The following is a 12,718-nucleotide window of genomic DNA, read 5'->3' as shown; positions in this document are numbered from 1 at the left end:
CCCGGATCATCGCCGGGGCGTTCTGCGCCTGGCCGCGGCCGAAGATCACCCGGCCCGGCAGGGCAAAGGAAAACCCGCTCATGCCGTCCCCGCTCATGCCGCCCCCATCGTCGCTTCCACGGCGCTTTTCCACCTTGCGTATCGGGCCTCGCGCTCGCCCTCGGCCATGGCGGGCTCGAAGCGGCGCTCCAAGGCCCAGGCGCGGGCGAAATCCTCGGGCGGCGGGCACAGGCCCGCCTGCAGCCCCGCCAGATAGCCCGCGCCAAGCGCCGTCGTCTCGGTCACCCGCGGACGGTCCACCGGCGCGCCCAGGATGTCGGCCAGGAACCGCATCGTCCAGTCGCTCGCCGCCATGCCGCCATCCACCCGCAGCACCCCCGCAGCGGCGCCCGGCCAGTCCGCCCGCATCGCCTCCCACAGGTCGCGGGTCTGGAAGCCCACGCTCTCCAGCGCCGCCCGCGCCAGCTCCGCCGGACCCGAGTTCCGCGTCAGCCCGAACACCGCGCCCCGGCAGTCCGGCCGCCAATAGGGCGCCCCCAGCCCGGTGAAGGCCGGCACCAGGACCAGCTCCTGCCCCGGATCCGCCGCCTCGGCCAGACCCTGCGTCTCGGCCGCCGAACGGATGATCCCCAGCCCGTCGCGCAGCCATTGCACCACCGCCCCGGCCACGAAGATCGAGCCCTCCAGCGCATAGCTCGTCCGGCCCCCCAGCCGGTAGGCGATGGTGGTCAGCAGCCGGTTCTTCGAGGCCACCATCTCCTCCCCGGTGTTCAGCAGCGCGAAGCAGCCGGTGCCATAGGTCGCTTTCATCATCCCGGGCGCGAAACAGGCCTGGCCCACCGTCGCCGCCTGCTGGTCGCCGGCGACGCCCAGGATCGGGATCTCGCGCCCGAACAGGTCGGCCCGCGCCATGCCGAAATCGGCGGCGCAGTCGCGCACCTCGGGCAGCAAGGCCATGGGGATGTCGAAAAGCGCGCAGATCTCGGCGTCCCAGCGGTTCTCGGCGATGTTGAAAAGCAGGGTGCGGGCGGCATTGGTGGCGTCGGTGGCATGGGTGCGGCCCCCGGTCAGGTTCCAGATCAGCCAGCTGTCCACGGTGCCGAAGGCGAGCTCGCCGCGCCGGGCGCGATCGCGGGCGCCGTCGATATTGTCGAGCAGCCATTTCAGCTTCGAGCCCGAGAAATACGGGTCGAGCAGCAGCCCGGTGCGGGCGGCGATCATCGGCTCGTGCCCCTCGGCCCTGAGCCGGTCGCAAAGGGCGGCGGTGCGGCGGTCCTGCCAGACGATGGCGCGGTGCAGCGGCCGGCCGGTCTTGCGGTCCCAGAGGAGCGTGGTCTCGCGCTGGTTGGTGATGCCGATGGCGGCGATGTCGCCGGCATGCAGCCCGGCCTTCTCCACCGCCGCACGCGCCACCCCCGCAACGCTGACCCAAAGATCCGAAGCATCGTGCTCGACCCAGCCGGAAGACGGGAAATGCTGCGGGAATTCGTGCTGGGCGCTTGCCACCGCGCGCAGCCCCGCATCGAACAGGATCGCGCGCGAGGACGTGGTGCCCTGATCTATGGCAAGAATGTGGGTCATCGGCGGCCTGCTGGCTTCGGGGTGATGCGCAGGCTGCACCGCGGCAAACAGGCGGTCAAGAGCGGCTTTCGTTTCCGGGCGGAGCGCCGGCGATCCGAACATCCGCGACGGCTCCCGGCCCGGCAGGGAACGCTTGCGCGCGGGGGCGGATCGCTTACAGTGATCGCGGTCCAGCCGATGGAGAGCGCCCTTGGCCCTCAGCATACGCCAGAGCGAAATCCTTGAACTTGCCCGCGCCGAGGGGCGGGTTCTGGTCGAGGACCTGGCGCAGCGTTTCGACGTGACCTTGCAGACCATCCGCCGCGACCTGGGCGAAATGGCGGGCGCCGGGCTTCTGGACCGGGTGCATGGCGGCGCGGTGCCGCGCGCCGGCGCGGTGAACCTGGGCTATGAGGCGCGGCGGCGCATGAATGCCGCGGCCAAGGCCGCCATCGGCGCCGCCTGCGCGGCGGAAATTCCCGACAATTGCAGCCTGATCCTGAACCTGGGCACCACGACCGAGGCGGTGGCCCGGGCGCTGATCCACCATTCCAACATCACCGTCGTCACCAACAACATGAACGTCGCCAATATCCTGCTGGCCAATCCGGGCTGCGAGATCATGGTGGCGGGCGGCGCGCTGCGGCGTTCGGACGGCGGGCTGGTGGGCGAGCTGACCACCCAGTTCTTCGAGCAGTTCAAGGTCGATTACGCGGTGATCGGCACCTCGGCGCTGGACCATGACGGCGACCTGCTGGATTTCGACCTGGCCGAGGTCCGGGTCAGCCGCGCCATCCTGCGCCAGTCGCGGCGGGCCTTCCTGGTCACCGACCATTCCAAGCTGGGCCGCCCCGCCCCGGCCCGCATCGCCAGCCTGTCCGAGCTGGACACGATCTTCACCGACCGGCCGCTGCCCGAGGACCTGACCCGGCGCTGCGCCGAATGGGGCACCGCAGTGCGGGTCTGCCCGCCGGCCGGCGGCTAGGCTTCAGGTCACCGCCGCGCGCAGGGCGAAGCGCGGGTCCCGCCAGCTTTCGCCGCGCAGGACCTCCTCGAGCAGTTCGGCCGCGCGCAGCACGTCGACATGGCGCAGGTAAAGCGGCGCGAAGCCGAAGCGCAGCGTCGAGGGCGCGCGGAAATCCCCGATCACTCCGCGCGCGATCAGCGCCTGCATCACCGGCCAGGCGTGGTCGTGGCGGAAGGCGACCTGGCTGCCGCGGCGGGCGCCGTCGCGCGGGCTTTCCAGCGCCAGCCCCAGCCCGGCGCAGCGCGCCTCGACCAGCCGGATGAACAGGTCGGTCAGGGCCAGGCTTTTCGTCCGCAGCGCCGCCATGTCCACCCCGTCCCAGATCGCCAGCGCGCCCTTCAGCGCCCGCATCGACAGGATCGGCTGGGTGCCGCATTGAAAGCGGCGGATGCCGGGATCGCCCTCGTAGCCGGTCTCGAAGGCGAAGGGCCGGGCATGGCCCCACCAGCCGCTGAGCGGCTGGCGCGCCTGCCCCTGATGCCGGCGCGCGACATAGACGAAGGCGGGCGAGCCCGGCCCGCCGTTCAGGTATTTGTAGGTGCAGCCGACCGCGAAATCCGCCCCGGCCGCGTCCAGCTCGACCGGCAGGGCCCCGGCCGAATGGCACAGGTCCCAGACGGCGACGGCCCCCGCCGCCTGGATGCGGGCGGTCAGCGCGGCCATGTCGCGCAATGCGCCGGTCTTGTAGTTCACATGGTTGACCAGCACGGCGGCGACATCGGCGTCCAGCATGTCCTCGATGGCCGGGCCGTCCACGCCCTCCAGCCGCAGCCGCGCGCCGGGCAGGGTCGAGACCACGCCCTCGGCGATATAGAGATCGGTCGGGAAGCTGCCGCTTTCAGCGACGATGGTGCAGCGCCCCGGCCGCAGGCCCATGGCGGCATGCAGCGCCTTGTAGATGTTGACCGAAGTGGTGTCCGCCACCACGACCTGCCCCGGCGCCGCGCCGACCAGCCCGCCGATGCGGTCGCCCAGCTCGACCGGCAGGTCGAACCAGCCGGCGCCGTTCCAGCTGCGGATCAGCCCGCCCGCCCATTCGTCGCGGGCGGCGCGCAGCAGTTCCTCTTGCGCGGCGCGGGTCGGGACGCCCAGCGAATTGCCGTCCAGATAGATCTCGTCCGGGGACAGGATGAAGGCGTCGCGCAGATGGCGCAGCGGATCCTGCGCGTCCATCGCCTCGATCGCGGCACGGTCGGGAAGGGTCATGGTCCGTCCTTGGCTGTTCATTCCGGCGCCGGGCCGGTCGAGTTGCGGATGATCAGCTCATGCGGGCCGACGCGCTGCAATTCCTTCAGCGGCCGGCCCTCCAGCAGGCCGGCCAGGCAATCGGCCAGCGGCTCCCAGCTGTCGCGCAGCGGCGCCTTGGTCACGCTGAGCGCCGGGAAGAAGGCCGAGGCCCGCAGCGCCGGCATGTGGTCGTCATGCGCCATGACCGAGACATCGCCGGGGATCGACAGCTCCAGCGCCTCCAGCGCCTTGTAGACCCCCTTGGCGATATGGACATGGCTGCAGATGATCGCGGTGGGCCGCGGCCCGCCCAGGCGGAACATCTCGACGGTCGAGATCAGCCCCAGCGCCTCGGTCATCTCGCCGTGCCGGGTCAGCGCCGGGTCGAAGGCGATGCCGGCCTCGTCCAGCGCCCGGCGATAGCCGCGCATCCGGGCCGAGGCGAAGCTGAGCCCCTGCCGGCCGTTGATCAGCGCGATACGCCGGTGGCCAAGCCCGGTCAGGTGGCTGGCCATCTGGTGCAGGATGCCCTCGTTCTCGATGTCGAAATAGGCGTGGTCCGGCGTGGGTCCGATGCGGCCATGCACGACGAAGGGGATGTCGTTCTGGCGCAGGAAGGCCGCGCGCGGGTCGTCGTCCAAGGGGCTGAACAGCACGAAGCCGTCCAGCATGCCGTTGCCGATCAGGCGCTGATAGACCTCGACGATCGGCGCGTCCTGCCGCGCGACATGCAGCACGAACTGCATGCCGCGGCCCGAGAACTGCGCCGACAGCCCGGCAACGCCCTCGATGAACAGCCCGTCCTGGGCCAGATTGGTCGATTGCGGCACCACCAGCGCCACCATGCCCGAGCGCCCGGTGACCAGCTTGCGCGCCGAGATATTGGCCTGATAGTTCAGCGAACGCGCCACGGCCTTGACCCGCTTGCGCGTCATCTCGTTCACGTCGGAATGGTCGTTCAGCGCCCGGCTGGTCTGGGTGATCGACAGCCCGGCGGCGCGCGCGACATCCTTCAGCGTGGCCAATTCCCCAGCTCCTCCGGAAAGCCCGGGCCGCAGTCCTGCCGCCCCCGCAATGTCTAGAGCATCCGCCCGCACCGGTCCATAGCGGCGGCCCGGCCCGCCGGCGCGGGCAGGGGGTCAATAGCGCAGCCGGGCGTAATAGGAATGCTCGGCCTCGGCCCGGGCCTGACCCAGCGTGACGATGCCGCGCGCCCCGAGCAGCGGCAGAAGCCGCAGGAAGACCTGGGCCGTCACCAGCGCGTCGCCGGCGGCATTGTGGCGGTGGGTGATCTCGACCCCCAGCCGCGCCGCGATGGCCTCGAGCGAATGCGAGGGCTCGTGCGGCTGGGCAATGCTGGCCAGAAGCAGCGTGTCCAGCACCGGCTGGTCGAAGCGCAGCCCGGTCGCGGCCTCCTTCATTTGCAGGAAGCGCATGTCGAAGGCGACGTTATGGCCGACCAGCACCGTGTCCGAGGCATAGGCGTGGAAGGCCGGCAGCACCTCGGCGATGCGGGGCTGGCCCCGCACCATCTCGGGGCGGATGCCGTGATAGGGGATCGACTCGGGCGGGATCTCGCGGCCCGGATCGACCAGCTGGTCGAAACGCTCGCCCCCCAGAAGCTTGCCGTTCAGGATGCGCACCGCGCCGATCTGGATGATCTCGTCGCCCTGGCCCGGGTTCAGCCCGGTCGTCTCGGTGTCGAAGACGGTATAGGCCAGCCGCTCCAGCGGCTGGTCGTCCAGAGAGCGGCTGGAATCGCTGGCCGCGAACAGGTCGAAATCGTAGAATTCGGGCCGCGCCTCCAGCGCCGCGGCCTCGGGTCCGGCCTCGGCGGTGGGCAGCAGGAAACGAAGGAAGGACAGGCCCGCCGGGCGGTCCTGCTCCAGCCACAACTCGCCGCCGTGCCGCTCGGCGATGTCGCGGGCGGCGGCCTGCGCGCCGCCGCTGGCGCCGGCGGGCGGCGCGGCCGGATCAAGCGGCCAGACCAGATCCAGATGCGCCCAGCCCGGCGTCGCGGCAGGCGCAAGGCGCAGCGTCAGGGACGGCATCCCCTGCGGCCCCGACAGCGATTCCGCCAGCGCGCCAAGCGCCTGGATCAGCGAAAAGCTATCCAGCCGCAGCCAGAGTTCCCCGTCGGCATTCTCGACCTTGGCCACCCGCCCGGTCTGCGCCAGCACATGCTGGGCCGCCGCCGCCAGCAGGTCGTCGCCCAGCATCTCCTGCAGGGGCCAGCGGGTCAGGATCTCTTGCGAGGCATCCGCCGTCATTGCCGCCAGCCGCTGACCCATGGCCGCCACCTCGTCGCGGACGATGGCATGGAAACCGTCGCGCTCGGCCGGCTCCAGGTCGGGATAGTCCAGCATGTCCAGCGCCGCCTGCATGTTGGCCAGCGAGGCGCGGCTGGCCTCGGTCAGCTCGGTCAGGCTGCGGTCGCGGCGGGACTGGGCGGCGTAGTCGCGGGTGATGTCGTCCAGCAGCAGCACATAGCCGCTGACCGCATCGGGTGCGCCGCCTTGCGGACGCACCGGGGCCAGCACCACATGCAGCAGGCTGCCCGAGGGCGTGGTGGTGACGAATTGCGCCGAAACCGCCATGTCGCCGCGGGCGATATGCCGGTCCACCGTCTCGCGCGCATGGTCGATCAGCGCCCGGTCGATCACCGCGTGGATCGAGCGTCCCAGCCCGATCAGCTCGGCCCCGCCGGCGATGGGCTGGCCGCCCGAGACGCGATGAAACAGGCCGCGGGCATGGTCGTTGTAAAGCAGGATGCGGCCGTCGAGATTGCAGACCACGACGCTTTGGCGCAGCTCGGCCATCAGCGCGCCAAGCTGGTCGCGTTCCTGCGCCACCTTCTGCTGCGCCTCGGCCACCAGCCGGGCCATGTCGGTCCGCAGGGTCTGGCGCTGACCGGCCAAGCGGTTCACCGCCTCGGCCAGCGCGGCAGGGGCACCGGGGGCGTCGGCCTGAAGCAGCGGGGCGTCGGCATTGTCGGCCAGCAGCCGCGCCGCATCGGCCAGCCGCGCCGGGGCCCGCACATGGCGGGCATGCAGCCGCACGGCCAGCCAGCCGGCCAGCGCCGCGCCGGCCAGCCACCAGCCGAACAGGATCGCGCCGCTGCCCTGCAGCGCCGGGGCAAGCGCCGCCCCAAGCCCGGCGCGCTGATCCGGCGGCAACGCTGCCCCGAACAGCACCGCGCCGGCCAGCGCCCAAAGCGCCAGGGCCAGTCCCGGCGCAGCGACAAGCAACAGGCGGCGCAGGCCGGGCTTCATGCCAGCATCTCGCGGATGCGGACGATCAGATCGCGGGTCGAGAAGGGCTTCGTCACATAGGCGTCGGCGCCCGCGCCCATGCCGCGGGCGATGTCGGTGTCGCGGCCCTTGGCGGTCAGCATCATGATGCGGATGCCGGAGAGGTCGGGATCGGCGCGCACCGCCTCGCAGACCTCGAATCCGGTCATGCCCGGCATGGCGGCGTCCAGCAGCACCAGCCGGGGCCGCTCGCCGCGGATCATCGCCAGCGCCTGCGTGCCGTCGGGGGCCACCATCACCTCGTAACCCTCGCGCTTCAGCATGAAGGACAGCGACACGACGATGTTCGGCTCGTCATCCGCGATCAGCACCCTATCCGTCATCGGACCCTCCCTTGCTGTGAAGCGGCAGGCTGAAGGCGAAGCACGCGCCCTGCCCCGGCTGGCTGTCCAGCCACATCCTGCCCCCCAGATTAACCACGATCTGCCGGCTGATCGGAAGCCCGAGCCCGGTGCCGGGCGGGCGGTTTCCGGCCTCGCCGCCCTGGCGGAACTTGTCGAAGACGGCGGCCTGGTCCTCGGGCGCGACGCCGGGGCCGTTGTCGCGCACCGTGACCACCAGCTCGTCGCCGCGCTGGCGCAGCGCCACCTCGACCCGGCCGCGGCCCTCGGGGACGAATTTCGCGGCATTCGACAGCAGGTTGACCAGAACCTGCGTCACCCGGTCGGGATCGGCCAGCACCGCCGGCACCCGGTCGGGCAGGTCGGCCAGCACCTCGGCGCCGCGCTCGCGGAACAGCTCGGCGGTCGAGCGCAGGGCCGCCGCGACCAGCGCCTTCATGTCCACCTCGGTATTGTGCCATTCCGCCATGCCGGATTCGATCTTGGCGAGGTCCAGCACCTGGTTGACCAGCCGGCTCAGCCTTTCGCTTTCCGACAGGATGATGTTCAGGAACTCCTCGCGCTCCTGCGGCTGGATGTCGGGCGTGTCCAGCATCAGCTCGGTCAGCGCCCGGATCGAGGTCAGCGGCGTGCGCAGCTCATGCGTGACCGAGGACATGAAGTCGTCCTTGAGCTGGTCGAGGCTTTTCAGCTTTTCATTGGCGGCGCGCAGTTCGACCGTGGCTTCCTCAAGCTCTCGGGCGTAGTTGCGCACCTGCGAGGCCTCGTCGATGATCTCCAGCACGTCGCCGACGCTCAGCGGCTCCTCCTGCGCCACCGATTCCACCATGACCCGGGCCGAGGCGGTGCCGATGGCGCCGGCGATCTGGCGCTCGATCCGATCGACCAGCCGGGCATCGGCGGTCAGGCTGTCCAGCGCGGTGCCGGTCTCGCGCGCGTGGTCGCGAAACAGCGCCTCGGCCCGCGCGGCGCCCAGAAAGCGGCCCGCCAGCCGGCGCAGATCCTCAAGCCGCGCCCGGCCGCGCCAGAACACCGGCTGCGCCTCTCCGCGCTCGAACACGTCGACGAACAGCAGCGCCTGGCTGGCCTCGCGCGCCGAGGCGCGGCCCATGAGCGACAGGCCGACGTAAAGCCCGATATTGACCGTCAGGCTCCAGAACAGCGAATGGGTCAGCTCGTCAAAGCCGGTCAGTCCGAACAGGCGCTGCGGCGCCAGGAAGGCCAGGCCGAAGGGACCGTCGAGGAAGCCCGCCCCGATCCAGCCCGAACGCGCCAGCGAGGGCAGCATCAGGGTATAGGCCCAGACCAGCGAGCCGCCGATCAGCCCGCCAAGCGCCCCGGCCCGCGTCGCACCCTGCCAATACATGCCGCCCAGCAGCGCCGGGGCGAATTGCGCCACCGCGGCAAAGCTGATCAGCCCGATCGAGACCAGCGCATAGGCCTCGCCCGCGATGCGGAAATACAGATAGCCGAGCAGCAGCACCAGAAGGATCGCGGCGCGGCGGATGTTCAGCAAAAGCCGGGTCAGGTCGCCGCCGGTGCGGGCAAAGCGGCCGCCGCGCAGCAGCGCCGGCATCACCAGGTCGTTGCAGACCATGGTCGAGACGGCGACGGTCTCGACGATGATCATGCCGGTCGCCGCCGAAAGCCCGCCCAGATAGGCCAGCAGCGCCAGCCATTCCATGCCCTGCGACAGAGGCAGCGTCAGCACGTAGCTTTCCGCCCCCGCCCCGCCGTCGCCAAGGATCAGCATGCCGCCGATGGCGATGGGCAGCACGAAGATGTTGATCAGCAGCAGATAGGCCGGAAACAGCCACGAAGCGCGCAGGATGTGCCGCTCGTTCACGCATTCGACCACCATCATCTGGAACTGGCGCGGCAGCATCAGGACCGAGAGCATGGACAGAAGCGTCAGCGCGAACCATTGCGCGCCCTGGAAGCCCTCGAATCCCTCCCCGCCCAGGCGCAGGAGGCCGGCGATGTCGGGCTGGGCCTGCGCGCGCGCCCAGATGTCGCCCATGCCGCCGAAAAGCCCGTAGGTGACGAAGACGCCGACCGCCAGAAAGGCCGCAAGCTTGACCGCGGATTCAAAGGCGATGGCGGCGACCATGCCCTCGTGCCGCTCGGACAGGTCGAGGTGGCGGGTGCCAAAGACCACCGCGAAGCCGGCCAGCGACAGCGCCATGTAAAGCGTGCCGTCGCGCCACCAGGCGGCATCGGACTGGCCCAAGCCGCCGGTCAGCGCCTCGTAGCCGGCCGAGACCGCCTTCAGCTGCAAAGCGATATAGGGCAGGATGCCGACCACGGTGATCAGCGTCACCAGCGCCGCCAGCAGCGGGCTCTTGCCGTAGCGGCTGGCGATGAAATCCGCGATCGAGGTGATGCGGTAGCTGCGCGCGATCCGCACCATCTTGCGCAGGACCAGCCAGGCCAGCAGCATGGCCAGCATCGGCCCCAGATAGATCGGCAGGAACCACACCCCGCCCGAAGCCGCCCGGCCCACGCTGCCGAAATAGGTCCAGGCCGAGCAATAGACCCCCCAGGACAGCGCATAGACAAAGCTGCTGTCGATCAGCGAGCGCCCCTGATCGGCGCGGCGGTCGCCATGCGCCGCCACCGCCACCAGCAGCAGCAGATAGCCGAAGGAGACCGCAAGGACGAGGCCGGGCTGGATCATCCGTCCCGCTCCTTCGGCTTCTCCGGCTCCTTGCCGCCCCGCCCGCCGCGCGACGCGCTGACCCAGGCCAGCGCCGCGATCAGCCCCGCCCAGATCACGAACAGCGCCACCGGCAGAAGCGGCAGGCCAAGCACCGTCAGCGGCTGGTCCCAGATCAGCAGCAGCGGAAAGTTGAACAGCAGGAAACCGGCGCCGCACAGCGCCAGCAGCACCTGCGCCGGGGGTCCGTCGCGCCGCCTCATAGCAGGTCCAGCCGGTAATGCTGGCCCAGCCATTGCTTGAAGTCCCGCACGATGTTCAGCGAATCGCGCAGGGCCTGCCGGTCCAGCCGGCCCAGCTCGGCCGGGCGGATGCTGTTGTCGGGCGCCTGCCCGCGGGCGATCTGCGCCAGGTTGCTGTCCAGCTTCAGCGCCATCATGCAATGCAGCGCATCGGCCAGGTCGCGGGCCAGCCCGGCGTCGATGCGCCCCGCCGCGGACAGCGCCTGCAGCCGGGCGGCGGTGCCGGTCGCGGCCACGCCATGCTCCAGCGCCAGCGCCCGGGTGCCATGCACCACCGGAAAGATGCCCAGCTTCTTCAGGTCGATCTCGGCCGCTTCGGGCCCGCGCAGGCCCGGCAGGCGGCGCCACCAGCCGCCCTCGGCGCCGCTGTCGAACTGCCGGACCGCGGCGGCGAAGCGGGCGTGAAAGCTGTCGCTGCCGGTCAGCATGCGCCGCAACCGCTCGCGCAGCGCGGCCAGCAGGCTCTCGTCCCCGGCGACGGCGGCGGCGTCGAGGAAGATGGCCAGGTTCATCGGCCCCTCGGGGTCGTCGCCATGGATCCAGTCGCGCAGCGTGTCGCCGAAGCCCTGCACGTCCTGGCACCACAGCGGCCGGCTCAGCATGATGCCGCCGGGACAGGGCGGATAGCCGAAGGAAATCAGCGCCTCGGTGAAGGCCCGCGTCACGCGGTCGAGCCCGTCGAAGGCGAAACCCTCGCGCAGGATCAGCGCATTGTCCTGATCGGTGCGGATGATCTGTTCGGACCGGCCCTCGCTGCCCATGACGATCAGGCAGCTGTTCTCGCGCAGCGCCTGCGGCGCCAGCATCTGCCACAGCCGGCGAAAGATCTGCCGGTTCAGCCCGCCCACCAGCCCGGCGATGACCTCGATGCGGACGCCGTCGCCGTGCAGGACGCGGATCAGCGCCTCGACCTGGGCTGCGGGCCGGGCCAGTTCGGCCGGGCTGGTCGCCCGCGCGATCTCGGCCGAGACCAGATGAGACTGGTTGGCCAGGAAGCCCATCAGGTCCATCTGGCTGAGGATGCCGACCACCTCATCGCCCTTGCGCACCAGCACGCGGTGGATGCGGTGCCGCAGCATCAGCATCATCGCGTCGTAAAGGTCGTCCTCGACCGAAACCGAGCGGGGGGTGAAGCTGGTGAAGTCGCGCACCTTCAGCGCCGCGGGCGGCGCATCGCGCAGGATCGCCTGCACGAGGTTCGTCGTGGTGAAGATGCCGAGCCTGTCGCCGTCGCGCACCAGCGCATCGGCGATGCCGCGCGCCGCCAGCTCGCCGCAGAGCGTGACCAGATCGGTATCCGCATCGACGAAATGCGGCTTGCGCAGGATGGCGTCGCGCACCCGCGCGGTGACCAGCGTCACCATCTCGCGCTGCTCGTGGCGCAGCGGATCGTCGGCCCCCGTCACCGCCCGCCCTCCTGCGCGCCGGATGCGGACCAAACCTTGCCGTCAGAGGAATCACGCATGGCCCCCTGCCCCTCCCAACCCTGTAACCGCGCCGTGCCAGGCCCTTGCGGGCGCTGCCCGGCGCCAACCGGCGTTCCTCCTGCTCGCGTTCCATTGATAGGCCCAAGCGCGGGGCCTTCACAACACCCGGCGCATGACGAGAGGTGATGTGAACCGATGCGGCGGATGCCCCCACCCGCCGGCATCTTGTATGCCATGATGGTTTGCAGCGCTACTGGCGGAGCAACCCGCCTGCGTGGTGGCCATGGAAGCCTGCGCCACGTCGCATCACCGGGGCCGCGTTGCGCAATCCCACGGTCACGAAATACGTCTGGTGTGCTGTGTATGTGAAGCCGTTCGTAAAGCGCCGGAAGCATGGCCGGGCTGATGCTGAGGCCATGGCGGAGGCAGCCCTGCGCCCGGCCATGCGGTTCGTGGCGGTCAAGAGTGCCGACACACAGGGTCGCGCGTCGTCCATCGGGCTTGAACCGATGGCGCCCTGATGGACGACCGTTTCGGACGCATCAACGCCTGGTCCGGCAGCGCAAGCAACTCATCAACGCCCTCCGCGGGCATCTGGCCCAGTCCGGACTGGTGGCGCCGAAGGGGCCGGCAAGCCTGAAGGTCTTGGAGAACGCGCCGGCAGATCCGGCCAGCGATGTACCAGGCCCTGTCCGGGGAGATGGGCGCGATCTAGGTCGTGTTGACAAAAGGGCTTCCTCTGGTCGGCGACCTATGATTCAAGCTCATTACGACCCTGGAACTGAACCATGGTCCCGTAACTCACCAAAATCAGCCTCCGGCAAGCCCGGTGCGGTTCAATGCGGGCGACCGGCGCCGGTTCTGCTT

Annotated in this window: 9 protein-coding genes; 1 reads left to right on the top strand and 8 read right to left on the bottom strand. The window is 70.4% G+C overall.

Annotated features, from left to right (window positions below; genetic code table 11):
• Positions 1 to 93: 93 nt before the first annotated feature.
• Positions 94 to 1,581, bottom strand: coding sequence for a glycerol kinase GlpK (gene glpK / locus PARJ55_RS0118705; protein WP_028714402.1), 1,488 nt, complete (start codon positions 1,579 to 1,581; stop codon positions 94 to 96).
• Positions 1,582 to 1,771: 190 nt separating this feature from the next.
• On the opposite strand from glpK, the gene PARJ55_RS0118700 reads away from it, so the two are divergent.
• Positions 1,772 to 2,545 carry a DeoR/GlpR family DNA-binding transcription regulator gene (locus PARJ55_RS0118700; RefSeq protein ID WP_028714401.1) on the top strand — a complete coding sequence of 258 codons (774 nt, stop codon included), beginning with the start codon at positions 1,772 to 1,774 and terminating at the stop codon, positions 2,543 to 2,545.
• Positions 2,546 to 2,548: 3 nt separating this feature from the next.
• Here the strand turns inward: PARJ55_RS0118700 and kynU are convergent, their stop codons facing one another.
• From kynU to PARJ55_RS0118665, 7 genes are all read right to left on the bottom strand, one after another.
• Positions 2,549 to 3,793 (bottom strand): kynureninase, encoded by a 1,245-nt coding sequence (gene kynU, locus PARJ55_RS0118695; protein WP_028714400.1) that lies wholly within the window; start codon positions 3,791 to 3,793, stop codon positions 2,549 to 2,551.
• 17 nt (positions 3,794 to 3,810) lie between these two features.
• On the bottom strand, positions 3,811 to 4,839 hold the full coding sequence (locus PARJ55_RS0118690) for a substrate-binding domain-containing protein (RefSeq protein WP_028714399.1): 1,029 nt from the start codon (positions 4,837 to 4,839) through the stop codon (positions 3,811 to 3,813).
• Between the two features lie 114 nt (positions 4,840 to 4,953).
• Positions 4,954 to 7,086, bottom strand: coding sequence for an exonuclease domain-containing protein (locus PARJ55_RS0118685; RefSeq protein ID WP_028714398.1), 2,133 nt, complete (start codon positions 7,084 to 7,086; stop codon positions 4,954 to 4,956).
• Positions 7,083 to 7,448 (bottom strand): response regulator transcription factor, encoded by a 366-nt coding sequence (locus tag PARJ55_RS0118680; RefSeq protein WP_028714397.1) that lies wholly within the window; start codon positions 7,446 to 7,448, stop codon positions 7,083 to 7,085. The genes PARJ55_RS0118685 and PARJ55_RS0118680 overlap by 4 nt, the downstream gene beginning before the upstream one ends.
• A complete protein-coding gene (locus PARJ55_RS0118675) occupies positions 7,438 to 10,143 on the bottom strand; it encodes an ATP-binding protein (RefSeq protein ID WP_028714396.1) in 2,706 nt (901 codons plus the stop codon). Before PARJ55_RS0118675 ends, PARJ55_RS0118680 begins: the two co-directional genes overlap by 11 nt.
• On the bottom strand, positions 10,140 to 10,385 hold the full coding sequence (locus PARJ55_RS0118670; RefSeq protein WP_028714395.1) for a hypothetical protein: 246 nt from the start codon (positions 10,383 to 10,385) through the stop codon (positions 10,140 to 10,142). Before PARJ55_RS0118670 ends, PARJ55_RS0118675 begins: the two co-directional genes overlap by 4 nt.
• Positions 10,382 to 11,830 carry a putative nucleotidyltransferase substrate binding domain-containing protein gene (locus PARJ55_RS0118665; protein ID WP_028714394.1) on the bottom strand — a complete coding sequence of 483 codons (1,449 nt, stop codon included), beginning with the start codon at positions 11,828 to 11,830 and terminating at the stop codon, positions 10,382 to 10,384. Before PARJ55_RS0118665 ends, PARJ55_RS0118670 begins: the two co-directional genes overlap by 4 nt.
• Between the last annotated feature and the right edge of the window lie 888 nt (positions 11,831 to 12,718).

The sequence above is a fragment of the Paracoccus sp. J55 genome (genome assembly GCF_000513975.1).
Lineage (GTDB): Bacteria > Pseudomonadota > Alphaproteobacteria > Rhodobacterales > Rhodobacteraceae > Paracoccus.
This window is presented reverse-complemented; position numbering and strand designations above follow the sequence as displayed.